Origin of the sequence: Litoribacillus peritrichatus (assembly GCF_039537985.1) — a bacterium.
GTDB classification, from domain to species: Bacteria; Pseudomonadota; Gammaproteobacteria; order Pseudomonadales; family Litoribrevibacteraceae; genus Litoribacillus; species Litoribacillus peritrichatus.
Window position 1 is genome coordinate 1,170,810 of record NZ_BAABBN010000007.1, and the last position, 24,880, is coordinate 1,195,689.

Annotated in this window: 19 protein-coding genes; 14 read left to right on the forward strand and 5 right to left on the reverse strand. The window is 46.4% G+C overall.

What is annotated here, in order from left to right; translation table 11 throughout:
* The first annotated feature begins 129 nt into the window (after positions 1 to 129).
* Positions 130 to 1,899, forward strand: coding sequence for a hemopexin repeat-containing protein (locus ABD744_RS14980; RefSeq protein WP_344799343.1), 1,770 nt, complete (start codon positions 130 to 132; stop codon positions 1,897 to 1,899).
* Between the two features lie 127 nt (positions 1,900 to 2,026).
* Here ABD744_RS14980 and ABD744_RS14985 read toward each other — a convergent pair whose 3' ends face one another.
* Positions 2,027 to 4,129, reverse strand: a complete 2,103-nt coding sequence (locus ABD744_RS14985) for a phytase (protein WP_344799344.1) — start codon at positions 4,127 to 4,129, stop codon at positions 2,027 to 2,029.
* Between the two features lie 439 nt (positions 4,130 to 4,568).
* On the opposite strand from ABD744_RS14985, the gene ABD744_RS14990 reads away from it, so the two are divergent.
* Genes ABD744_RS14990 through ABD744_RS15000 form a run of 3 tightly spaced genes read left to right on the forward strand, consistent with a single transcriptional unit; the run spans position 4,569 to position 7,422 of the window.
* A complete protein-coding gene (locus ABD744_RS14990; RefSeq protein ID WP_344799345.1) occupies positions 4,569 to 5,540 on the forward strand; it encodes a diguanylate cyclase domain-containing protein in 972 nt (323 codons plus the stop codon).
* Positions 5,541 to 5,544: 4 nt separating this feature from the next.
* The gene (locus ABD744_RS14995) at positions 5,545 to 6,615 is read left to right on the forward strand and encodes an AraC family transcriptional regulator (RefSeq protein ID WP_344799346.1); all 1,071 of its coding nucleotides are present in this window, start codon (positions 5,545 to 5,547) and stop codon (positions 6,613 to 6,615) included.
* Between the two features lie 48 nt (positions 6,616 to 6,663).
* Positions 6,664 to 7,422: a dienelactone hydrolase family protein gene (locus ABD744_RS15000; protein ID WP_344799347.1), complete on the forward strand. Its 759-nt coding sequence runs from the start codon at positions 6,664 to 6,666 to the stop codon at positions 7,420 to 7,422.
* 17 nt (positions 7,423 to 7,439) lie between these two features.
* On the opposite strand, the gene ABD744_RS15005 is transcribed toward ABD744_RS15000, so the two are convergent.
* Positions 7,440 to 8,027: an HAD family hydrolase gene (locus ABD744_RS15005; protein ID WP_344799348.1), complete on the reverse strand. Its 588-nt coding sequence runs from the start codon at positions 8,025 to 8,027 to the stop codon at positions 7,440 to 7,442.
* 231 nt (positions 8,028 to 8,258) lie between these two features.
* On the opposite strand from ABD744_RS15005, the gene zigA reads away from it, so the two are divergent.
* From zigA to ABD744_RS15035, 6 genes are all read left to right on the forward strand, one after another.
* The gene (zigA, locus tag ABD744_RS15010; RefSeq protein ID WP_344799349.1) at positions 8,259 to 9,482 is read left to right on the forward strand and encodes a zinc metallochaperone GTPase ZigA; all 1,224 of its coding nucleotides are present in this window, start codon (positions 8,259 to 8,261) and stop codon (positions 9,480 to 9,482) included.
* Positions 9,472 to 10,140 carry a DUF1826 domain-containing protein gene (locus tag ABD744_RS15015; RefSeq protein ID WP_344799350.1) on the forward strand — a complete coding sequence of 223 codons (669 nt, stop codon included), beginning with the start codon at positions 9,472 to 9,474 and terminating at the stop codon, positions 10,138 to 10,140. Before zigA ends, ABD744_RS15015 begins: the two co-directional genes overlap by 11 nt.
* Before the next feature lie 17 nt (positions 10,141 to 10,157).
* Positions 10,158 to 11,498, forward strand: a complete 1,341-nt coding sequence (locus ABD744_RS15020) for a hypothetical protein (RefSeq protein ID WP_344799351.1) — start codon at positions 10,158 to 10,160, stop codon at positions 11,496 to 11,498.
* 111 nt (positions 11,499 to 11,609) lie between these two features.
* Complete coding sequence (locus ABD744_RS15025; protein WP_344799352.1) at positions 11,610 to 12,761, forward strand: hypothetical protein; 1,152 nt, start codon at positions 11,610 to 11,612, stop codon at positions 12,759 to 12,761.
* Positions 12,745 to 13,662, forward strand: a complete 918-nt coding sequence (locus tag ABD744_RS15030; RefSeq protein WP_344799353.1) for a metal ABC transporter substrate-binding protein — start codon at positions 12,745 to 12,747, stop codon at positions 13,660 to 13,662. The genes ABD744_RS15025 and ABD744_RS15030 overlap by 17 nt, the downstream gene beginning before the upstream one ends.
* Positions 13,663 to 13,665: 3 nt before the next feature.
* Positions 13,666 to 14,499 (forward strand): metal ABC transporter permease, encoded by an 834-nt coding sequence (locus ABD744_RS15035; protein WP_344799354.1) that lies wholly within the window; start codon positions 13,666 to 13,668, stop codon positions 14,497 to 14,499.
* A gap of 30 nt (positions 14,500 to 14,529) precedes the next feature.
* Here the strand turns inward: ABD744_RS15035 and ABD744_RS15040 are convergent, their stop codons facing one another.
* Positions 14,530 to 16,866: an alkaline phosphatase D family protein gene (locus tag ABD744_RS15040; protein WP_344799355.1), complete on the reverse strand. Its 2,337-nt coding sequence runs from the start codon at positions 16,864 to 16,866 to the stop codon at positions 14,530 to 14,532.
* A 611-nt stretch (positions 16,867 to 17,477) separates the two neighbouring features.
* Between ABD744_RS15040 and ABD744_RS15045 the strand changes: the two genes are divergently transcribed.
* The 4 genes from ABD744_RS15045 (at position 17,478) to ABD744_RS15060 (ending at position 22,073) form a co-directional block, all read left to right on the forward strand.
* Positions 17,478 to 18,806: a glycerophosphodiester phosphodiesterase family protein gene (locus ABD744_RS15045; protein WP_344799356.1), complete on the forward strand. Its 1,329-nt coding sequence runs from the start codon at positions 17,478 to 17,480 to the stop codon at positions 18,804 to 18,806.
* A gap of 589 nt (positions 18,807 to 19,395) precedes the next feature.
* Complete coding sequence (locus ABD744_RS15050) at positions 19,396 to 19,599, forward strand: hypothetical protein (protein ID WP_344799357.1); 204 nt, start codon at positions 19,396 to 19,398, stop codon at positions 19,597 to 19,599.
* 378 nt (positions 19,600 to 19,977) lie between these two features.
* A complete protein-coding gene (locus tag ABD744_RS15055) occupies positions 19,978 to 21,318 on the forward strand; it encodes a hypothetical protein (RefSeq protein WP_344799358.1) in 1,341 nt (446 codons plus the stop codon).
* A gap of 137 nt (positions 21,319 to 21,455) precedes the next feature.
* Positions 21,456 to 22,073: an HD domain-containing protein gene (locus tag ABD744_RS15060; RefSeq protein ID WP_344799359.1), complete on the forward strand. Its 618-nt coding sequence runs from the start codon at positions 21,456 to 21,458 to the stop codon at positions 22,071 to 22,073.
* A gap of 119 nt (positions 22,074 to 22,192) precedes the next feature.
* On the opposite strand, the gene ABD744_RS15065 is transcribed toward ABD744_RS15060, so the two are convergent.
* Together ABD744_RS15065 and ABD744_RS15070 are read right to left on the reverse strand one after the other, a co-directional pair.
* Complete coding sequence (locus ABD744_RS15065; protein WP_344799360.1) at positions 22,193 to 23,581, reverse strand: nicotinate phosphoribosyltransferase; 1,389 nt, start codon at positions 23,579 to 23,581, stop codon at positions 22,193 to 22,195.
* Positions 23,582 to 23,679: 98 nt separating this feature from the next.
* Complete coding sequence (locus tag ABD744_RS15070) at positions 23,680 to 24,744, reverse strand: bifunctional nicotinamide-nucleotide adenylyltransferase/Nudix hydroxylase (RefSeq protein WP_344799361.1); 1,065 nt, start codon at positions 24,742 to 24,744, stop codon at positions 23,680 to 23,682.
* Positions 24,745 to 24,880: the final 136 nt, after the last annotated feature.

Below are 24,880 nucleotides of genomic sequence, written 5' to 3' on the forward strand. Positions count from 1 at the left end.
ATACTGATGGTTGGTATAAACCAGCTTAACAAATAGTACATATTTTGATCATGAATTGGTCACTTTTCTGTCATTTAGGTTCACTATTGTCTTTATCTGGTATAAACCAGTAAATAAAAAGGATAAATAATGTTCAAGTGGCACAGAGTAACCACCGTTCTTGGTATGTCTGCTATGGCGTGTTTCGCTCAGGCAGAGAATAAAGTGTTGTTGGTCGGAGTGGACGGACTTCAGTATGAAAAGTTGCAGGGGGTAAATACCCCGAATTTTGATCGGCTGAATATTACCAAAGCTTATACCGGTGGTATTAAGAATTATGGCTCAGAACAACCTACCATCAGTGGCCCAGGTTGGGCGACCATTTTAACCGGGGTCTGGATGTCTAAGCACGGCGTAGACTCGAACAGTGCGGGTCTGACCAACGCTGAGTTTCCGGGGTTATTTAAACGCATCAAAGATGCCAAACCCGATGCTTATGTGGCCAGTTATGCACACTGGTCACCGATTAATACGAATTTCTTTGCGGATGAAGTTGCGAACATAGAGGAGGTCGCAAGCGGTATTGGAGATCAGCAAGTGGTGGATCGAGCACTTGATACCATTACAACTACATCGGCCGAGTTTGTGTTTTTACATTTGGACGACATTGATCACATGGGGCATTCAAGCTGTTTTGGCGGTGCCTATGATGATGCCATTGAAGTCGTTGATCGCCAGCTAGGCAGCTTGCTTGATCAGGTTGAACAACTTGAGCAGCAAACCGGAGATGATTGGTTGGTGCTGGTGACTACGGATCATGGTCGCACTCCGATTGTCGGTTGTGGCCATGGTAATCAGACTCTGGAGGAAAAAACCATATTTATTGGTTCGAATGAAGCGATGAATGCTGAGTTTTGGCAGCGTATTGCAGATGTCTCTAATTCGGACTTTGAAGGGATTTATGGTTACCCCTCTCAAGCCTCTATCGCGCCCACGGTTTTAACGCACCTGGGCATTGAAATTGACAAAGACTGGCGTTTGGATGGGGTGCCATTGAAAGGCGCGTTGGCTCCGAGAAAGTTAATGCAAGACCCATCGGCGGTGCAGGATATCACCTGGTACAGTACCGAAAATCGCAACGCGACCATTTATCGTAACGGTATACAGGTGGATCAGGTGCCGGCTCTTGACCAAGGGTGGACAGATCCTGATCCACTGGCTGCCGGGATTGTGGATTATGTGGTTGAAACCAACGGTGTGCCTGCTGCGATCAGAGTCAATAACTTTCAAATTGATGCCGGGCTGGATAAAAACAGTTTAAAAGCGTATTTCTTCAGAAATGATGCGCAGTACGTTCGCTATGACAAGCTGACCGATCAATCGGATTCGGGTTACCCAAAAGAAACAAACGACAGTAACTGGCCTGGTTTGAATGCCTATAAAGATCAGATTACTGCCAGCTTTAAAAAGGATGCCGCCACCAGTTATTTCTTCCTGAAAAATGGACAATACATAAACTACGATAATGTTGCAGACAAGGTTCGTAGCGGTTATCCAAAGGACATCACATCGGTTACGTGGCCCGGTTTGGATTCCTATAAGGACCAAATTGAAGCGGCTTTGCGTTGGCACAATGATAAAGTCTACTTCTTTTTGAGCGACGGCCAATACATTCGATATGACCTGGACTCGGACGCAGTGGACTCGGGCTACCCAAAACCGATCAACGACGATACTTGGCCAGGAATGAGGGCGTATGCAACAGACATTACGGCCGCCGTTAAGTGGAGCGACAACCTAGGTTATATATTCTTATCAAATCAACGATATTTGAGATATGACCTGGCTGAAGATCGGGTGGAAGAGGGTTACCCGCGTCGAATTGACGATGGCACCTGGCCTGGCTTGTTGAAGCCTTAATGGAAAACTATCCTCTTTAAAACAAAGACATAGAAAGCGCTTGAAATGGCCTTCTATGTCTTACTACTTAGTCTTACTGCTTAGTCTTACTGCTTAATCTTTCTACTTAATAGTGCGTTCTTATTGGTTAGTTTATTTGCAGGCTTTCAATAATGTCTTTCCAGCTCACCATTTTGAAATTTTGGTTTTCAAGCCGATATTGGTCGTCAATGTTATACCAGTCCTGAGCGATGAACATGCCTTCCGGGTAATCGTCACCAAGGTTAACAGCAACTGCATGAATGCCGTCTGTGTCACTTGCGCCATCCAGACCTTGCTGGTCATTGCCAATGATGGCGAAAGTACCGACGGATTGGTTGTTATTGTTCAGGTCGTAAACCACATAGGTGTTATTTCCTTGGCTGGAGGCAATCAGGTACTTTTCATTGCCGCTGTTGTACAACGTAAGCCCTTCTACGTCGGCGACCAGTTCTTCGCCGTCAATTTCGGTGAATAAAGTCGCTTGCTGGCTGCCATTTGCTGAGGCATCAAACTGCCAGATGGCTTTGTCTTCTTCGCCTAAGTACAGAACACCGGCCTCATCGTCGGCAACACAGCCTTCGGGCTGACTGTTAACAGAGAGTTGACGAACTATTTCGCCTTGTATGCCTGTTTCCGTCAGCGTCAGTTGCCATTGCTCAATGTTGCCGTCTTTGCCGTTAATGAAAACATAAGGCGTGCCGTCGTTTGCCTGATACATACAGAGGCCATACACCTCATCCACATTGGAGACCAATTCAGCGGCATCGTTGTGCACATTATTTCCAATGGCAGTAAGCGGTTGAATTGGATCTTGAGTGTCAGTGGCCTCACTGATTTTGTAGAGGCTGATGGTATTTAACGCCCGGTTTGAGGCCGCAGCCAACGCAATGGTGTCGCCATTCCAGTCGGTGACATTTCGGATGTCGACGTTGTTGGGTTCTCCTTCGTTCAGGTATTGCAGTTCATTGCCTGCCAGATCATACGCCATTAAACCGCCTTGTTTGTTGGTTGCAATGATCAAGCTTTTGCTGACATCCGTAGGGTGTACCCAAAATGCCGGGTCGTCGGCTGCGTCTCCGTCATCGTCTACTTCAGTGGTTTCTCCTTTGCTGGCCACCAGCGCAACGTCTTCTACCGAAAGCTCCCGATGAGAGATTAAATTTGTAAGTGATTGGTTACTGGTTTGAGTGAGGTAATTGTTTAAGTCTGAGAGTAAAACTTTTTCATACACAGGGTCATCGGCTTCGGTATTGGCCAACCAGAATGCATCGGGTGCAATGGCCAGTGCTTTGGCTTCTTCAATGTTCTCAACGTTAAAACGGGTAACGAATGGATTGTCATTGGCTCGCTCATAGAAGAGGAAACCGGCACCTTCATCGGCGACGACCAGATACCCTTTACCGTTTGCCTGGTAAGCGATGTCGAGGCCTTCAATTTCCTGAAGGTGGCCGAGCGGTTCAATGCTGTCCACCAAGCGACGCTCTTTTACGTTTTCTGCGTCGGAGCCGTAGGCCCAAATACCAAGGTCTTGTTCTGCAACATAAAGGGTGGCGGATTCGTCATCAATAATACATGCGCTGAGTTCGCCGCCTACGTTTACGTTTCGGACAGGTAAGGGCGCGTTAAACTGGTCGGTTAAGGCACTGACGATATTAGCGCCGTCGTATTCCACTTTGTACTGAATAATGCCCCCGTCTTCAGACACTCCGGTGGCTGTCAGGTCTCCGGTTGTGACATTTTTATATAAACAAACGGCTTCTGCCTCCATGTCGATGGCGAGTGTTCCAAGTTCGGTCAAAGGGTTGTCTGTATCTCCTGAGACGGCGTAAAACGCCAGCGCTTCTTCATCCGGTAACGCAACAACCAGTACATCCACGCTGTTGCCCTGATCGTCTTCTATGCCATATCGAATGTCTGCTCCGAGCACCTCACGGCTGTCATCATGAAAGATTTCATCGCCTTGCTGGTTATAAACGGCCAGACCGTCTTCTTCTAACGTCACGATCAGAAGGTTGTTATGGTTGTTCTCCGGGCTGACCCAAAGTGCGGCATCGGCAATGTCATCGTAACTGGTTGACGTAGTGAGTGCACTTTGAAGGCTGGCTGCTGTAGCCGGTGTGTCCTTTCGGGATGAGGAGCTGCTGTCATTATCACTGCAACCTGCAAGCAAAATACTACTGGCCAGTAACGTTAATCCAAACATTTTCATGGCTTACTTCCTTTGTGTTTGATCGTTGTTATGTCTTACTTATTTGGAAGGCGCACCGTAAAAACTTCAGATGTCAGTCATGTGACAATAAAAATGTGACGGGCCTTGAACCGTGAAAAAGCGTTGGAATTTTCGGTGGTCGGTGGGTCAATTGAGCTGATCGGACTTGAAAAAATGATCAATCCAGCGGGACTTGATTGACTCATTCGTTCAGCGAACCTGTTGTTTGGCAGTATTTGTTGTTTTGGCTGAATAAAATTATGAATCGTGTGAGCTGATCGGACTTTTTGATTTTTATTTGTGTCATAAAAGTGTCAACGTTGAGGGGTACAACAACCCTGTTTAACTTTGATTACAAATACGTGTCAGTGTGTTTATTGAAATCCTGTTTGCACTTTTGCAGCCGTTCAGACGCTGACCGAGTAAGATGGTGGGAATTATGGATTGGCTTTATCGGGCTTGGTATCAAACGGGTGACTTTGCGGAAAGTTTAAGGCCACATATTTTTTGGTTGGTTGTGTTTGTTGTCACCTTTGCTTTACAGCTTTTCCTTAATGGCTGGATTGGGGATGTAAAACCAGTTTCAGAATGGGATTGGGTGGATATTTTGGGTGAAGGCGCTGCTGCATTTTGTGTGTTTGCCTGGTTATTGATTATTTTGTCAATACGCTTGAAAGGCCGGGTAACTAACTTATTTGCCCTTGGTTTTATTGGTGTCTTTGTTTCCTTATTTCAGGACGTATTGGATGAGTTTTATCAGCTGCCAAAGGTTGTCTCCTGGGACAGTTGGCTGGAGTCGATGCCTGTTGGGTTGGTTATTCTGACCTATGCATTTCTGTTGTGGCGCAGAGAGCAACGCCAGATTAACCGTTACATGCAAAAAAGAGAGCTGTTTCATCGCAATACCCAAACCATGGACGGCGGCTTGGCGCTTCCTACTTTTCAGTATTTGAAAAACCAGTTGGCCTGGCTGTGCAGTAACGATCCTCAAAGCTGGCGACATGCGGCCTTGGTGTTTATTGAGATCCACCAGTACAACGATATCAGTCATGATCATGGTGGTCAGGAAGCCGATCGATTTTTGCATGTGGTCAGTGAGTTGATTTTGCTGAATTTAAATCGCAATGATTTGTTGTGTCGTTATGCCGGTGGTCGATTTACGATATTGATCCTGGAAGCTAAAAACAAAGACTTGAAGAAGTACACTTCGTCTTTAATCAAAGCGGTGAATCACTTTACGTACCGGACTTCGAATCAGGTTGAAGAGTTTGATGTTCAGGCGAGTGCCGCTTTCTCGAAAGCCTGGCACACCAATAATCCTGAAGAACTCATAGAGCAGGGGCTGCAAGCCTTGAGGGATGCAGCTTTGGCTCAGAAACACTGCGAACCTTTAACGGTTGCAGAAGGTTAATACCGTGTTGCAGTCAGGGTTTGGTCGTTTTGGTGGCGAAACAGGCCGCATATCGGTCGAAGACTCCAGTCTGAATCTTGAATGGTTCGAAAGAAAAGACCGCTGTCTATCCGCCTTGGGACATTGTGCGCAGTTAGTGGATGTGGTGACGGAGCGCGGGCTGAACCAGCATTTGTTGCTGCGTAAAACCGGCATTTTTTATGAGGATATTGTGGCCGGTAATTTGTTGATCAGTCCTGAGCAGTGGCTGCAACTCATCGAAAATGTCTGCCAGGCCAATGCCGGCCATGATCTCAGTTTTTTGGTTGGGCAGCGCTTATTGCCGGGTTCTTTCGGGTGTTATTCCCAGGCATTAACGCATGCGCCGAATTTATCCTGTGCCATGCGTGCGCTGGTTGAACATTCAGCCGTATTTTTTCCTACCTTCCAGCCCAGAGTGATTGAGGATAATCAGTCTCTGACCATTTTTTTTGATGATGCTTTTGGTCTTTATCAATCTGAGAGGGTGTCTGTTTTCATGACGGAATTGGTGGTGGCTTCCATCGTATGTTGTTGTCAGTGGTTATCCCGTGAACCTTTGAATTGGCGATTGAAGTGCGGTTATTCGCAACCCGCCTGGCGGGAGCAATATCAGGTCTATTGCTCAGAAAACACCAGTTTTGGCCACGGAGTGACCTCACTTCGGATTGATCTTGATAGCCTGCATAAACCTTGGCCAATGTCGTCACCAACGTTATATCAGCAAGCACTCACTCAGGCGCAGCGAGGCATGAAGAGTGATTCGAAGCCCGGTTTGATTGGTCTGATAAAACAACGAATGCGAAGTCAGGTTAAGTCCATTCCATCGTTAGAGTTGTTATGTTCCGACTTAAAATTGAGCCCAGCCACTCTGAAACGAAAGTTAAAAACGCACCAAACCAGTTACCAAGCTTTATGTGACTTGGTCAGAAAAGAAGAAACGCTCTACTTGATGCAAGAGCAGAACTACAGCCAGGAGCAAGTGGCTCAGCATTTAAATTATTACGATGTGAGTAATTTCCGACGAAGTTATCGAAGATGGTTGGGCAAGGTTTGAAAGTCATCTAATCTAAGATCATCGGTGATTGGTTTGAATGGGGGCGTTATGAAAAGTGGTGTTCGTTATTTCTTAGGCTCGGTGATTTTATTGATGGGGGCATCGTTTTCTGTTTTTGCTTCTTCGCAGGGAAAATTCATTGAGTACTCGGTTGCGGGGTCTGAATATGAAGGTTATTTCATATCCTCAGCAAAGGATGCGCCATTTGTACTGCTCATTCATGATTGGGATGGCTTAACGGGTTATGAAGTAAAGCGTGCAAATATGTTGGCAAACCTGGGTTATTCGGTTTTTGCTGCCGACTTATTTGGTAAGGGCGTTCGGCCCACAGAAGTGAAGGATAAGCGGCAACATACCGGGGAGCTTTACAAAGACCGGGATAAAATGCGGGCGCTCCTGGATGGGGCGTTGAGCGTTGCGAAAGAACAAGGTGTAAATGGTAAAAATGCCGTAGCCATGGGTTATTGTTTTGGCGGCGCAGCGGTTTTAGAAATGGCTCGTTCCGGCGCGGACATGAAAGGTTTTGTGACTTTTCATGGGGGGTTAAAAACGCCAAAAGGGCAGAGTTACCAAAACACCAAAGGTAAAGTGTTAGTGATGCATGGAACAGCCGACTCTGCAATTACTATGGATCAGTTTGCTGAGTTAGCGAATGAATTAGAAGCACATAGTGTTGCTCATCAAATGGTCACCTACAGTGGTGCGCCTCATGCGTTCACTGTTCTTGGCTCCAGTCGATATCATAAAGAAGCGGATGAAAAATCCTGGGCATTATTTACGGAATTTCTGGACGAGCAGTTAAGGTAAAGACGCAGATTTATTGTTTAAAACCGTTCTAATTGTTCGTACAAATCGCTAAACCTACGACAAATTAAGTCGGCTTGAGTTGAAAATTCAGGCAACTCATTTTCGACGTACAAACAAGAGTGCATACCTGCATTACTTGCAGCTTGAAGGTCGTAGAGATAATCCCCTACATAAATGAGATTGTTGGCAGGGATTGCCCATTGTTCGGCAATCATTAATAGCGCTGTGGGATCGGGCTTGGCCGGAGCGTCTTCTCGGGTTAAGACGATATCAATGGGGATATTATTGCGTGCGACTTTAAGTGATGCCGCTTTGGAGTAATTCCGTGTGACAATGGCCATGGGCGTATTTTGATTGGCGAGTCGGTGAACAAGGCTTTCTGCACCATCAATCCAGCTTGCTTGAATGGCATCTTCCATTTCATGATGTTCAATGAGTCGTATTGCTTTTTGATAAGCGTCGGCAGGTAAGTCATTCAGATGGATCAGCAAATCTTCTGAGTCTGGGCATCCAACTAACGATCGAAGTAACTTAAAATCCAAAGACGAAGTCACAAGTGTGCCATCCAAATCAAAAATAACGCCTTGGATTTTGGTCGAAATCATAGGTTTTTATCTCAGAAGTTGAGAAGAAGTTGAGATAATTATCTTAATCGAAAAAATGAAAAAGACCTACTTAATCAGAGTTTATCTGGTTCCTTGCCTTCATCAGAAATTAAAAATCATCAAGAAGGTTTCTGTAGTTTATTTAGTTTACAAATCGAAGCTTACATAAAATGGTTGTAGGAAATCAATGTTATGTTATAACATAACATTAAGTCAGAGGAGATAAGATCAATGATTTCGGATCTAGCAACATCAAAACTGCCTGTCACTGTGCTGTCAGGTTTTCTTGGTGCAGGGAAAACCACTGTGCTGAATCACATACTCACCAACCGTGAAAACATGCGCGTCGCGGTCATAGTGAACGACATGAGTGAAATTAACATTGATGCAGCGTTCGTAAAAGATGAAGTCAGCCTGAATCGAAGTGAAGAAAAGTTGGTCGAAATGAGCAACGGTTGCATCTGCTGCACACTTCGAGAAGACCTGTTAGAAGAAATCTCGGAGCTGGCAAAACAAAACAAGTTTGATTATCTCGTGGTGGAATCCACCGGAATTTCAGAGCCCTTGCCCGTTGCAGAAACCTTCACGTTTGAAGATGAAGACGGCACAAGTTTAAGTCATGTTGCTCAGCTGGATACCATGGTTACAGTGGTCGATGCCTTTAATTTCTTAAGCGATTATCAAGAAGCCAAAAGCTTAAATGAAACGGAAGAGAACCTCGGTGAAGAGGACGAGCGCAGTGTCTCTGAATTGTTGGTGGATCAAATCGAATTTGCTAACGTCATTTTACTGAGCAAGACCGACCTGATCAGCGAGGCTCAGCAACAGCAATTGATCGCCATTCTTAAATCGCTAAATACGGATGCGGATGTGATTCCCATTCAGCACGGGAAGATTCCTCTCGATAAAATTCTGAACACCCATTCTTTTGATTTTGAGGCCGCTGAACTTGCGCCTGGTTGGCTAAAAACCATGCGCGGTGAGCACATTCCGGAAACCGAAGAATACGGCATCCGCAGTTTCGTGTATGAAGCCCGAAGGCCGTTTCATCCAGAGAAGTTCTATCAGTTTTTACAGAAAAAACCAGACCAAGGTAAGTTGATTCGCTCTAAAGGGTATTTCTGGTTAGCCACCCGATCTCAGTACGCGTGTTCATTCAGCCAGGCGGGCGGCATGTCTACTATTGATTTTGCCGGTATGTTTTGGAAGGCCGTCCCCCAAAGCAACTGGCCAACAGACAAAGATTATCTTAAATCCATCCATGAAAAGTGGCAGGAGCCGTTCGGTGACATGCGCCAAGAGTTGGTGTTCATCGGGCAAGACCTGGATCAACAGAAATTTACTCAACGCCTTGATGAATGCCTTCTCACCATGGAAGAAGTGCTGGAAGGCAAAAACTATTGGCTCGCGTTAAATGATCCATTCCCGGAGTGGGAGGGCGCTCATGCTGGCTAATGCTTTGAATGGCTTCGAGCGAGGTCGCTCTTACGTGCGTTCAGCGAACATCGACGTGCTGACTCACATTTATGACGACGACATTAATTTGGCTGGCTGGCAACGCCCCGTCAATCGCAATGCCAAAGCGTATGCAGAGCAATACCTCAAACATAACGTATCAGATAACTTGCAAGGTGCGTTGGATTTAAAAACACACCAACGCTGGTTAACCAGAAAACTGCCAAACCATTCGCATAAGCAAGACTTCATAGAGGATGTTGTTGAGGTCATTGAAATCTTTGCCTACTTATTTGAACTGGAAGAGGTCGGATTTCGATTGACCCCGATACAAGACACCATGTGTCCTCGTTTTCATGTGGATAAAGTCCAATGTCGTTTGGTCACCACCTATGCCGGTCCAGGCACCGAGTGCTTGGACAATCATCATCGCATTAGAAAACAACTGCTCTCGAAATCGTTTTCTGAGACCGAAGTGCCTACCGAGTTGATTCAAACATTGAATGAGCAAGAGATTGGTTTGCTGAAAGGTGAGCGTTGGAATGAAACTGAAAGCTTTGGCGTTATCCATCGCTCGCCGCCGGCATCGCGATCGGCAGCACTATCAGCAAACAGCTCTCAAGCCCGGTTACTACTGACTTTAGATATTATTAATTGACTCTAGGAGAAATGAGTTTGTTACTTCGCACGTTTAATTCATCCAGACCTTATACAAAACTGGCTTCAAGTTTACTGTTAGCGGGCTTAATTGCCGGGTGTACTAGCGGATGCAGTAAAGGCAGTGATTCAACCACTTCGTCTGAGCATAATCATGATCATGAGGATACCGAGATAGAAAGCTCCGGCGTGCTGGCTCTGTTTAACAGCGACACCAACAGCATCGACATGTTAAATATTGATGATCAACAAGTGTTGAACAGCTTTGCTTTATCGGGTTCAGCGCCTCGTTTATACACCAGCCCGGAGGGCCGGTATGCCGTCTCAATTCAGCGCAGCGATAATCTGGTTTCATTTTTTGATAGCGGCTTATACAGTGAAGATCACGGCGATCATTTGCATGATTATCAAGACACCCCAAGTGACACGGGCATTACGTTGAATGGCATTGCCCCAACGCATTATTCAGTGTTTGATGAACAGGGTGTGATATTTAATGATGGCGCTGATGGAACCGTATCATCATTTGCTCTGATTTCTGATGAGGTATTGACTGGCAATGACACGATTGCCTCGTTGGAATTGGATAATCGCATGCATGGCGTTGCCAAACTGATCAACGATAAGCTGTTTGTGACGTATCGCGACCTGTCCGTGACTGAGACCACCTTACCTGAGCAAGTAGAGCGTTATTCTTTCGATGGCACTAATTTCACCTTAGACACCCGATATTCGGAGGGCTGCCCCGGATTACACGGTGCTGGCGCCAATGAAAATTATCTGGTGTTCGGGTGCAGTGATGGCGTACTCAGCATTAATATTGGTGATGCTTCGTACACAGCAACCCATTCAGCGAACCCTGCAAGTTTCGCGGAAGGCGCGCGTATTGGTTCCGTTTATGGTCATCATGAGGTGGATGAATTGATCGGTACGGTTGGCGCTCACGGTTCAAGCACCCGAAACTTGTTCCGCCTTGCGCCGGGCACTGTCGAAGTCATCTCTGAGTTCGCACTGCCGGAGAACGACACGGCGATCACTCAAGGGTTTACGCACTCAGGTGAAATCTTCTATGCGCTGTCTCAAGATGGCGAGTTGCATTTTTATCACTCAGCGGATTGGTTGTTATCACACACATTACCGCTGATTTCGAACGATCAGTTGTCGCTGGAACGTGGTGAATCGCCTCTGGTGGTGGCTTCAAAAGCGGATGAAGCTCTGTACGTTCTTAATCCAAACACCAATCAAGTGCATATCGTGAATGCAACTTCGGGAAGTTTAGTGACCACCATCGAGCTCGCCTTTAATGCCACCAGCATTGCCTGGTTGGGTTTAACGTCTGCTCATGAACATGAACACTGAATAATTTGACACTGATTAATTCGACACGATCAATCTATAACTGATCAATTCCATCAGAAGCCTTTCCGCGTTCGGGAAAGGTCTCTGGCTAGTAACTTTTAAGGTATTTTAATGAAACAACGAATCCTTATGACCAGCGGGTTTGCGCTGGCCATGGTGGGTGCATCTGCGTGCGCCAATGAATTTAATCCCGACATCAGCTTGGTGCTGGACGGTACGTACAAAAGCCAGGATACGGCACTTCAAAACGCTGAAAAAGGGTTTTCTTTGGGTCACACAGAGCTGGCGATTGAAGCTCCGGTCGATGATTTATTTCATGGCCGTTTGTCTGCGGTGCTTGAAGACCACGAAGGTAAAACAGAAATCAATATGGAGGAAGCCTTTCTGGAAACTACGGCCTTGCCCTATGGTTTGCATGTCAAAGCAGGTCGTTTTCTCTCGGGTATTGGTTATTTGAACGGTCGACACACACACGAAGATGACTTCTCTGAACGGCCTGCTGTTTATCGTGCGTTGTTGGGCAGTCACTATTTTGATGACGGAATCAACGCCAGTATCTTAATGCCGACGGACGTTTACTGGATCATTTCTGCAGAAGCTTTCGACGGTAAACAGATGTCGGGTCAATCGCATGATAAGTCGGTGGGTGTTTACACGCTGTCAACGAAAGTGGGTGGTGATTTCAATACTGAAAACAGCTGGCAGGTGGGCGCCTCTTATCTTCATAACCGTTTGACCGAGTTAGAAAACGAAGAGGAAGAACATGAAGATGGGCACGATCATGAGCACGACCACGGCGATCATGCTGGCCACAGTCATGCAAGTCACAGCCATGATGTCGAATATCAAGGTAAGCACCTGTACATACTGGATGCCGTTTGGAAGTGGGCACCCAATGGCAATTCCAAAGAAGAACAGTTGAAACTGGCGGCCGAATATCTGTTGGCCAAAGACCCCAATCAATACGCCTCCTCGGATGACTTCCAGCAAGGTTGGTATTTCAGTTCAAGCTATAAATTCCAACCCGAATGGACTGTCTCCGTTCGCGTTGGACAGGTGGACTTGAGTGAAGCCCATGGCGATCATTTTCATCGGCAAAAGCTGGACGAGGCAAATTTAGCGCTTACCTGGTCACGGTCTCACTTCTCATTGATTCGCATGATGTACACCCATCAAAGCAGCGATGATTTTGATAACGACGGAAGCGCTTTAAGTCTTCAGTATCAAATGACATTAGGAGCGCACGGTGCACATCAATTCTAAACTTTATCGAGTCCTAATCGGCCTGGTTATTGGCTTGTTCAGTGTTAAGAGCCATGCCGTGTTGAACGTGTTTGCATGCGAACCCGAATGGAAAGCGCTCATTGAAATACTGGGGAAAGAGCGTGTGGACGTGGTCTCGGCCACCAATGCGTTTCAAGACCCACACTACATTGAAGCCAGACCCTCTTTGATTGTAAAACTGAGACGCGCTGACTTTTTGATTTGCACGGGGGCTGATCTGGAAATCGGTTGGCTGCCATTGCTCTTAAAAAAGTCAGGCAATCAGAAGGTGTTAGCCACTCAGCCTGGTCACTTTATGGCCTCTGATTTTGTGAAGCGTTTGGAAATACCGCACCGACACGACCGCAGTGACGGTGACGTCCATGCCGCTGGTAATCCGCATGTTCATCTTGATCCTCAGCGATTGTTGTTGGTTGCCACTGAATTAAAAAATCGTTTGATTCAAGTGGAGCCGGAGCACGAACGTTTCTATGAAAACAACTATCGGGCATTCAAGACCCGCTGGTTAAGCAACATGGATCGTTGGAAACAACAAGCCGAACCCTTATTGGGTAAAGAATTCATTGTTTACCATCGTAACTGGAGTTATCTGTTCGATTGGTTATCACTGAAAGAACTGGCTGATTTGGAGCCTAAACCCGGTGTCCCGCCCAACAGCCGGTATTTAACCGCTTTGCTATCCAAGACCGACTCTACACAAGCGAAGGGAATTCTGGTGTCCAACTACCAGAACCCGAAAGCAGCGCATTGGTTGTCTGAACGAACGGCGTTGCCCGTTATTACGTTGCCGTTCACTGTGGGCGCCAATGACGACGTTCAAACGTTAGAGGGATTGTTCGATGCCATTATCGATCAATTACTTATCAACGGTGAAAAATAAGTAATGAATGAGCTTTTGCTGTACGTAGAAATCTTATTGCCTGCATTGATTGCGGGCCTTCTTATCCTATTGACGCACATTCCATTGGGCGCAAAGGTGTTGGCCAAAGGCATCATCTTCTTTGACTTAGCCATAGCCCAGTTAGCGGCGTTTGGGGTGGTTTTGTCTGCGCTGTGGTTGGACATCGCTCAAGAGCAATGGCTCATCCAGAGCATTGCCGTATGCACGGCATTGCTTGGCGCCTGCTTTTTGTATTATTTGCGAACGTTTTCCGTAAAGCACCAGGAGGCTGTCATTGGCATCATTTTTTTGTTGTCCAGTACCGGAGTGCTGCTGGTATTAACGAAAGACCCGCAAGCCCACGATACATTTCAGCAATTGATGTTGGGCCAGATCTTATGGGTGGGTTATCAGGACATCGCGTATTTAATGGTTTTTACGACCCTGATCGCATTTTTTTGGGTTGTCTTAAAACGATGGAATGAGGAAATGGCGTTTTATGTGGCGTTCGCTTTGGCGGTCACTATGTCTACGCAATTCATAGGGGTTTATCTCGTTTTTGCCAGCCTGATTATTCCTGCCTTGGGAAGTCAAAAGGCATCCAACAAATGGTTTACTGCCAGTTGCATTGGTGTTTTTGGTTATCTGGTGGGGTTACTGGTCTCAGCGTTGTTTGATTTACCTTCTGGGGCGTTAATCAGCTGGTGTATGGTTTTAATCTCCGGGGTGTTTTTAGTTTTAAACTCATCCGGTTCGATTGTCTCAGTAAGGGACGAGGGGGAAAGGAGGCGCAGCCACTCAAACAGTCACTGTATCGAAAAAAGGCCACCCGAATAGGTGGCTTTCATCAGATTAACTGGTCAGAGCTTAGCTGGCTGCAGTGACATTTAACGTTCGAGTCGCTTCATCAATGTTAATTACGTGTGTACGTAAATTAGCAATGAAGTCGGCAGGACGGTCGTACCAAGACTCACTGATGAACTGGGTGCCATCTTGTTCGGTTGGCACGTTATGCATAGTGACCTGGAATTGATCGGTCGTAATACTGACAACGGCAACACCATGCTCTCTTAAACTAGCGAAAGCTAAAGTTGATGGAACATCCACGGCATTACTCGCATTTGGTACTAGAAGATTCAGCTGAGACAGCAATAATGCTAAATCATCGGGATTACCGCCCAGTCCTGAAATCAAACCGGCAGCGGCTTCATCCAAATAAGAACCAAATGTGCCTGAGGTGACAGAAGACGTGGTGATGTCGAAGGAACCGTTGCCATGATCAGTGACATAGGTTGAATGAATGTCACCGGCAATACTGATCACGTTATTAGTATTGAACAGTCCGTCGATGAGCCCTTGCTTCGTTTGTGGGAATCCGTCCCAGTGGTCGGCGTTCAAATAGAAGCGGTTCTGGAACAAAGTCGGAATGACGCTAAAGTCCAGCAAGTTTTGGTTCGGGTTATCTCCGCTGTCACGTAAATCGAGCAGCAGTGGAGAGAAAGAGACCGAGCTGCCCACCACATTCCAGGTGCCGGAGTTCACTGCAAGCTGAGTGCCTAACCAGGTATTCTGCGTGTCGCCGTAGGCATTCTGGCTTGCGCCACCGTCCTGAGCCGCACGGAACCCGGCGTATAAATCGAATAAGTCTTTATTTACAAAGTAACGGGAGCCTAAGTCACTGATGATGCCTTGTTTGCCGAAGTGAACAAAGGCAATCCCTTTTTCAGCTGCGGTCATGGTTGCATCTGAAATGTAGGCATTGACTGGAACACTGACCCCTGCTGCGGCCGCAGCTGCCAGCACCGAGTTGATGTAAAACGCAGACAAGTTGCCCGATACAGCTTCTTCAGCCAGTTGGCCATAACTTTTGCCTACGTCTGAGGCGGATAGGCCCCGTGCTTCATACGCGTCTTTAAACTGGGAGTTCATGATCAAACGCAGATAGGCTTTGGTGACACTGTAGGCTGCGTTATCAATATTGATGTATGCAAAGGTGTTGGTGTTGAACCCGTTTCCATTAAAGGCTGCCGTGCCTGTTGCGAAACCATCCGTGATTCCGTTACCGCCTAAGGCCGTATCCAACGTCGCGATGAGTTCGTTTTGGGTCATAGCGACGGCGCCAGGGAAGTCATTTTCTTTGATCAGGTGATCCGGGCGTTGCGTTCGGAAGTCCGTGAGGAAAAGGCTTAAATTTGCACCAAACTGGAAGTCCCGATAAATACGAGTGTTCGGGTAAAGTTGATCGTCGGTAATGCTTAACGAGCCACCCGCTGCTAAAGCGGCCTGATCAATGGCGGCTTCATGGTCGATTGGCATGTACTCGAACCAGGCTTGTTCCGAGTTATGTTTGCGTGCGGTATCTGCTTCGGAAGTGCCTTCGTCGTAGTAAGTGCCGTTATTTTTCCAGCTGTCGTCCGAGAACTCATGGTCATCCCAGATCGCGATCATAGGAAAGCGTTCATGCAGTTTCTGTAGAACTGAATCTGAACGATATTCTTTATAAAGCTGACGGTAGTTGCTCAGGCTACGTGCTGCGAAGCCGTCCGATCCCAGGTTAATGGCGCCGTCCAGGTCGGTAAAGGTGATTGCTCTTCCTTCGGAAGACTGGAAGCTGGCACCCGTGGTTTCGTAGATGTAATCGCCCATATGAACGATAAAGTCGAGGTCTTCTTCCAACAGAGGCAGGAAGGTATTGTAGTAACGGCCGTTGTAATCCTGACAACTAACGTAGGCAAAGCGTACGTCCGCATTGGTGCCTGCTGCCGGAGCCGTTTTTGTTCTGCCTGTGTTGGTGCGATGAGCCTTGCCGGATTTAATGTAAGTGAAGCGATAATAATACGTGGTGGCCGGGTCCAGATTAATCACCCGAATTTTTAAACAGTGATCGTGGTCGGCTTCTGCGGCGAACTCCTCAGCCAGGACTAAAGCCGAATTCGAAAAAGTTTCATCCGTCGCCACTTCAAGCGCTAACGTAGCGTTGGATGACCCAAGGTCCTTATCGTTCAGGCGGGTCCATAAAATGACACTGTCTGGTCGAGGGTCACCGGACATCAGTGACTGAGGGAAGTAACCCGACAAGGATGAGCTGGACGAATTTGAGTCGTTGTCTGAGCAACCTGCCAGCCCGAACAGGGGAACCGCTGCAGCACTGGCCATGGCCGTTTTAATAAATCCTCTGCGAGAAACTCGGCTTTTAGATACCATTTTATACACCTACCTAAGCTATTTTTTTGTTAAGACTGCGCGAGTTATGCGTGAAAACAATGGATGATTTTGAGTGTTCCTGCTTTCGACGCTTCCCTGGTCGTCACATGAGCCTCTGCGCAAACACTTCTTTTATTTTGAATTAGTATTCAACAAAACAAAGATGACGCCAAGATGACAAATTGAGCCAAAAGTAGGACTTTTTTCTTATGTATCGTGTTTTGGCGTATGTGGAACGAGGCACTTAGGTGGAGGTGGGCAAATGAGCAATGTGTTAAGGCACTTCGGCAGTGAAAATGTGTTGTGTGAAAATACACGCCTGAAAGTAAGTTACAAATAGAAAAGGAACGAAACAAAACTTCTGATAAAGGTGCTGTTTTTTGCCCTTAATTTAAAGGTTATTGCATGGGGTTGGCTTAATATGTGAGTTCTGCTGCGATGGATTGGGTCGGTTGACTTGGTTTATTGGCTGACGCCGGGCGCTGTGTCATGGTTTTGTTTTATATTTATAACGAAATGTGCATGAAACAGACACATAACCCGAATAGCATTCTCTCCGGTTTGACAGATCGATATGAATATTATCAATAACTGCAAGGGTTGGAGTTCTTATGCGTTTATCCGGTTTCTTTACTGCGCTGCTTATGGCAGTCACTGTTGTTTTATCTCAAAATTCATTGGCTGAAGTGGCGCGTGATTTACCCGAAAAGCAGGCGGCGTTTGGTCTGTATGATTCTCAGAGGTCAGATTTAAGAAAAAAACTGGAGTCGTTTCGAAAAAAATACGCCCGAGTGCATTTGGGGCCTCGTCCGTTTTACTTGGTGAATGAAATGGACGAAAGTCCATTGAAGGATAAGCTTAAGCGTTGTGAGAACCGTCGGTTTACATCGTCTAAATTTTCGATTGGGCATCGTGGTGCGCCTATGCAGTTTCCGGAGCATACCAAGGAATCTTACGAAGCTGCCGCTCGTATGGGCGCAGGTATTGTGGAGTGTGATGTAACCTTTACTAAAGATGAAGCGCTTGTGTGCCGTCATTCCCAGTGTGACTTACACACGACTACCAATATTCTGGAAACACCGCTGGCGCAACAATGCACCGTCCCTCCGGAGTTCGATGCTCAAGGAAAACTGGTGAATGCGGCCGATATTAAGTGCTGTACGTCGAATATTACCGTGGCTGAGTTCAAAACCCTGGAAGGTAAAATGGATGCGGCGAACACCAACGCAACCAGTATCGCAGAATATATGAATGCCACGCCCAATTGGCGTACCGATGTTTATGCGGCTAGAGGAACCTTGTTAACACACGCAGAAAGCATTGAATTGCTTGATGCTCTGGGTGTGGATTTCACGCCTGAACTAAAGGCTCCTCAAGTAGAAATGCCGTATCAGGGCGATTTCAGCCAAGAGGCTTATGCCCAAAAAATGCTGGATGAGTACAAGCAGGCAGGCATTCACTCTAAGCGCGTTTGGCCGCAATCGTTCAACTATGAAGACATTGTTTATTGGATTAACCATGATCCGAGATTTGGTCGTCAGGCGGTTTATCTGGATGGAACGTATAACCTGGATGTCACTTTGGCAGAGATGGAAACTTGGGTAGCCGATGGGGTGAAAGTCATTGCACCACCGATGTGGGTGTTACTGGACGTGAATGCCAACGGTGAAATTGTTCCCTCACAATACGCGCTCAATGCTAAAGAAGCCGGGCTTAAAATCATTACCTGGACGCTGGAACGCTCCGGTTTGTTGAAAGATAACGGCGGCTGGTATTACCAAACGGTGAATGGGGACACAGGCAATACTGATGTCATTGATAACGAAGGCGATGTTTTTGAAGTGCTGGATGTATTGGCACAAGAGGTTGGCATTATAGGTATGTTTTCTGATTGGCCTGCCACAACGACCTATTATGCAAACTGCATGAGATTACGATAATTTTTTCCGTATTATCAGGGAGTCCATCAGGGCTCCTTTTTTGATTTATCCCTTTCAAACAATCAGATTCTGGCAATGGTTGTTAGTGGTGATTTTTAGCAATGACCATCGCGATTAATTTGAAATTAGCCACTCCCAGTGCCTAAAAGTTTGCTATGTTTATACGCAGTGACGGATGGCACCAAAGAGAGAGTTAGGTGTTGGGGGAGAGTATCCCAAAACCTGGCTTAAAAAGACGGCACCTATCGGGCAACTTTGCGACCAGCCATTTGAATTTTCAGTACAATACACTTGTCTACGACCATGTTTCGTTTTGAATTTATGGTGCTTAGCTGTGTCTTAGATGAAGGTTTATTCGTGTACTCACTTACTGATTATATCTACGCTGGTGGCATGAGAAATTAATAACAAAGTCTGTGTTTATTTGGGGCATCATTTTTTTGAACTCAAATACAGGCAGTGGATCAAAAAAATCAATTAAATCGCTATCGCTTGCAGGTTATTTCCTATTGAATTGATGGTTGAATGTGGCTGTTGCTGATTTGTTAAAGCAATTAGTATTAATTTTTGAATGAAAGAAGAATAGGTTATGAAATACCCGGATGCTTACAAATTCATAATCGAAACCACTCATGGCTATAGTTCAGCCAAGGGCGGTTGGGGGTTTTCTTGTCGTAAGGATACGCTGGAAGACGCTATTCGTTTTGTGGATAAAATGGGTGATCAATACCGAGTGTTTGATAACCGGCATCAAAAAGTGGTTTACCCCAAAATTCATGAAGACGTGGTTTAATCAAGGAAGCCAAGAAGCTGAGCTTCATACTGACTAGCCCTCTACTTTCGTTGTAGTCCGTTTATTCATTGTTCATCCTTTCTTTCTGGAAGAGATTATTGTCTCTTCTTTATCGAATGCACTTTCCCCTGAAAACCCATCAAAACCCTTACTGGGTCGATTCGTAACGCTTTTGTTGTGACTGGAATTAGTAAGTATCTGACCTATTTAGGCGGTCATACTTCACATTTGACGTAATAAATCATGCATTAATCTTATTGTCACTTGTTATTCATCATTGGGTACGTAAACTGCATTCTGTTACCAGGTGTTACTTTTTGTAATATTTTATCTTATCTCGTTACTTAATGAGAACTTTGGCCTTTACAGGACGTAAATATGAATCCCAAAATAAACTACCCCGTTACTTTGTCGAAAAACCTGATTCAGACATCTCTGTGTGCGGGCTTGTTGTCCCTTTCATTTCATGGCTTTGCTCAAACCGCTGAGTTTTTGGTGATTGATGGTTTAATTACCGATGATATTCCGTTCAGTGAGGCTAATGGTGTGTCCGATGATGGTTCGACCGTGGTAGGCATGAGTGCCACTAACGAAGGAACGATCAGTGCTTTCCGTTGGAAGAATGGTCAAGCCATTGATTTGGGTGCGCTACCCTCCGTAGGGCCAAACAGCAGTGGTCAGGGCATTTCCGGTGATGGCGAAGTTTTGGTAGGGCGCGGTCGTACTGTTAATGAAGAAGGCACTCCTATCAACGCAGGTTGGATGTGGGCGGAGAACAGTGGGATGCTGGATTTGGGCCGACCTGCGACATTTGCCAGTGATGCATCTTATGACGGGAATGTGATTGTAGGTAAGGCATCGAGCGATAACTCGGATGCTTTCCGTTGGACGCCTGGAACAGGGGTTCAACTTTTACCTGTCTTGCGCTCGGTGGAACCAAACAGTACCAACGCAGCAAATGCGGTGTCTGGCGATGGTTCTGTGATTGTTGGCAAAAGCGGTAGTTATGCCGTTCGCTGGACGTTAGAGAACGATACTTTCAGCTTGGGGGATTTCAAGGGTGAAGCTTTTGATGTTACCTCTGACGGCTCTGTTATTGTTGGTAGTGGTAGTTTTAATGGTTCAGATGAAGCATTTTTAAATGAAGCGTTTCGCTGGACAGAGCAGACAGGTGCGGTGGCGTTGGGGTTGCTTCCAGGTCACTCCGGGTATAGTCGTGCAAAAGCCATATCCGCTGATGGCAGCGTGATTGTGGGAACCAGTGCCGACTCACAATTAAATGAAATTAAGGCGTTCATTTGGGATGCTGAGAATGGAATGCGTGATCTCCAGCAAGTTCTGGAAACGGACTTTAACCTTGATTTGGGTGGTCTGACGTTGACGTCTGCGAACGGAGTGTCGGCAGATGGCAAAATCATTGTTGGTCGCGCGGTAGACGCTAACGACCGTCCGCGTGGTTGGTGGGTCAATCTTGATCAGGAGGGGGTTCAGCCTCCTAGTTTGTCGTTAACAGTGGAAGTGAAGCGCTTTTTGTTCTTCTTCAGTTATACAAAAATTAGCTGGAGCGGTGCCACGGATAACGTTGAAGTTCTGAAAGATGGCAAGGTGATTCGAAGTGGTGGCCAGTCGGGTGAATTTACGCAGTCCGGGAAAGGCAGTACTTATCAGGTTTGTCAGGTAAACTCTGATTATTGTAGTGATTCGATGGTCGCTCGTTAAACTAAGAGTCAGTGCTTGATCAATGAACCCGAAGCTTGTCTTCGGGTTTTTTTATTGCCTTGTTATTGCCTTATTATTGGGGGCTTGATTGAATCTTGTCAGGCTGACTTAAAGACAAACAGTGCAGGGGGGCTTGTGTGAATCAACTGGAATATTTAAAGCATCAGTGGAATCAGCTGTTGGCTGACTACCATCTCGAAAAGGCTTTAACTGACGTATATTTTGAGGAGCTGGTGGCCGCTTATACAGAAACGCACCGGTATTACCACACGCTGAGCCATCTTGAAGCGCTGTTTCAATCACTCACGGAAATAGATTGTGACGACCAAAGCATTCTTTGGAGTGTTTGGTATCACGACATTATTTACAAGCCGGGTCGATCAGACAACGAATTGAAAAGTGCCGAGCTGGCCCGTTTACGGATGCAGGCGCTGGAGTTGGACTCCAGGATGGTGAATGATGTGTACGATTTCATTATTGCGACCAAGCACCATCAGACTCAAGACCCAAAGTGTCAGTTATTTTTAGATGCGGATATGGCGATTTTAGGTGCTGAGCTAACGGCTTACAAAACTTACGTTGAACAGGTTGCGATGGAATTTAAACGTATTCCGGGCTTTTTGTACAAACGGGGCAGAAAGAAGTTTTTAAAGACGGTTTTAAGTTCAGAGAAGGTTTTTAAATCCCCTGTGTTTTATTCAAGGTATGAACAGCAGGCGAGAGCCAATATGCAGTGGGAGCTGGATGGCCTGTAGCAGCCTGCGAGTGACGTACCTAAAGCGCTTGGCTTAAACTCAAAAAGGGCCAAAACGTTGGCCCTTTGCAGTGTTGAACTGTAGTAGTGTTGAGCAATGATGGGTTTGTGACGCCCGGTTTATCGCTTGGCGTTTTCTCTGACCTCATCAAAAGTATAGCTTTGGATTAATTCGCCATTTCGAAATACCGTTTTCAGCACATTTTCTCGTTGGCCCAGGTTTTGTTCCCGAATGGTTTTATAGCCAAGCTGCTCATCTTTCACGACCGCCAGTAAGCCTTTCTTTGAACGTTTGCCTTGATCGGTGATTGGGTCTTTAAAGACGTCCCGCCATAAGCCGTTCACCTTTGCGGCACTTGCCTTCATAGCGAAGTTCATGGTGTCGCGATCTACTCGCTGAAGCAGTGCGCCGCCCATTCCAAAGGCAATGTTGTCGGCGCTTTGTTTGCGTGCCTTCATGGTTTCCAGAATAGCTTCGATGGTTTTTTCTTCAACCCCATCCCCTTGAATCACACGAAGGTAAGGCGGTAATACCTGATAACCTTTGTCGTTGATGTCGTAACCAAACTTTCGCATTAAGCGTTCGATGGTTTCTGTGACGACTGAGATGGGGTCTCCGCTGTCTGGTCTGATGACCAAAGTTCCACCGTTGGTTTCCACTTCCGTTTTCAGTTCATCGCCCCAAATGTTATCGATGGCGTTCCATAGGTCGTATGAATCACTGACGACGGCGACGATTTTATCTTTGCCGCCAAATTGTTTTAGCATGTTGGCGTAGGCGGCGGACTCATTGTCTTTGCCCCAGCTGGTCATGGTGCTGTGCTCGGCGGCAGGTATAGAGAAGCCTGGCATGTCGGCATCGTAATAACGTCTTGCTGCTAAAACGCCACTGATGGTATCCGTACCCATGAAGTTCACCAAGTGTGCTGCGCCGCCAATGGCTGCGGACTCTTCGGTGGTGGCGCCACGAGCTCCGAAATCGTGTAATTTAAAGTCGATTCCTTCGGTGCTGTCGGCGGTCTCTTCTAAATACTTCATGATGACTTTGCGGCAATTATAGGAAACCGTAGCAACGGTCGTCGGGTACCAAATCGCTCGCAATAATGCGGTTTCAAGGTAGCTGGTCAACCAGGCGCATTTAGGGTCGGTATTGGTGACTTGCACCATTGCATTGCGGATGGGGATCACCATGCCTTCCGGCACTGCCTGAATTTCAACGGGCAGATAGCCATTGTATTGTTCAACAATGTAGCGCCATCCGGCTTCGTTGAAAGGCACACCGTGGGCCTCCATGATGAATTTGGCTTCATCAATGTCGTCGCTGGTAATGGGTTGGCTTAGGTATTCTTTGATAAACATCTGCAAACCAAAAAATACAGCTTTATCAAAACGCCCGCTTCGGGCTTCTATATAGCTGGAGACCTGAGTGGTGCCTTCCGGGTATTGTAAATAGTGGGATGCTTTATAACTGTCAGCATTTAAAATGATGTTGTTGGTATAACTTGTCATGATGGAAATCCTCCAATCAATGGTTTGAATCAAAGCAAGTCTTTCTCGCTTTGTGTTTTGTCTTCTTTCTTTCGTGGTTGGCCTGCGGTTAGACCCGCCTACATACCGGTTAACTCTTTAATGATGAAGTAATGGTCTTCAAAAATCTGAGCCGGATCTAACTCCGCAAGAGGCACCCATTTGGCGTGTTTTGCATCATCGCCGCCTTTGACTTTAGGAAGCTCTTTGTTGGGAGCTAACTCAATATAAAAAGCATGGGTAATGGTTCTGCCTCGTGCGCTTCGGTTTGGGTCATCAAACACTTGCTGATGCTTGATGGAGCCTTGCAATACCGGGGCGGGAACCTTTAAACGGGTCTCTTCTCGTAACTCCCTTAAACAGGCGTCCGCCAGTCTTTCGTCGGCATCAACAAAACCACCGGGTAGCGCTAACAAACCTTTGCCGGGCCTTGCTTTGCGCTCTACCATCAAGACGTGGCCACTTTGGATCACTACCGCATCGACGGTCACGAAGGTCGGTGCGTAAGGTGCCGATGCCCATGCTGACCGGTATTTTTTAACAAATTCGTGTTCTTCTTTGACGTCTTGATAGTGCTCCGTTTCGACAAAGGAAAGCAGTTGTTGCTGAACGGTTTGCGCAAGCACTTTGTTGTTCTCGGTAATGTAGGTTTTCCCCTGATCCGCAAAAATAGCTTCACGAATCGGGGTGGCTGACAGCCCTTGAAAGTTAGCCACTTGAACAGAATTCCATTGAGGAAACAGGTTCAGATAGTAGGATGACTGATCCTTACTGTGGCCAATTAATCCAACACGGGCGGGCTTGTGCGGTATGCCATGAAATGCGGTGACGATGCCATTAACGGTTGCCTGCACATTACGAACCCAGGATTCGTCGTTGTAGGCAATGTCCATCAATGGGGCAATGTGCACCCGTTTATTTTCAGTCTCAGTGATCGAGCAACGAATCATTTGTTCACGCTCTTCCACTGACCACGGGTTGCGGATAGATCTCGGTTGGTGTGCCGATCCGCATAAAATAATTAATTGCTCCGCTTGTTTTAATCCTTCATTAACCACCGTTAAGTGGCCTAGGTGAAATGGCTGAAAGCGGCCGATGAAAACTAAAAAATCGTATTTTTTAGATGTACTTGTTATTGAATTCATTGCAGCAAACCCCTTGCTGATACTCTTTAAAAGTGAAAACTAAAATTTAAGAGTGAAAACAGAAACCTGGTCTATCCGGGCTCTGTGTCGTATTCATTAGCCGAGTCAGTTAAGTGAATCCCACATGACTGCTTAG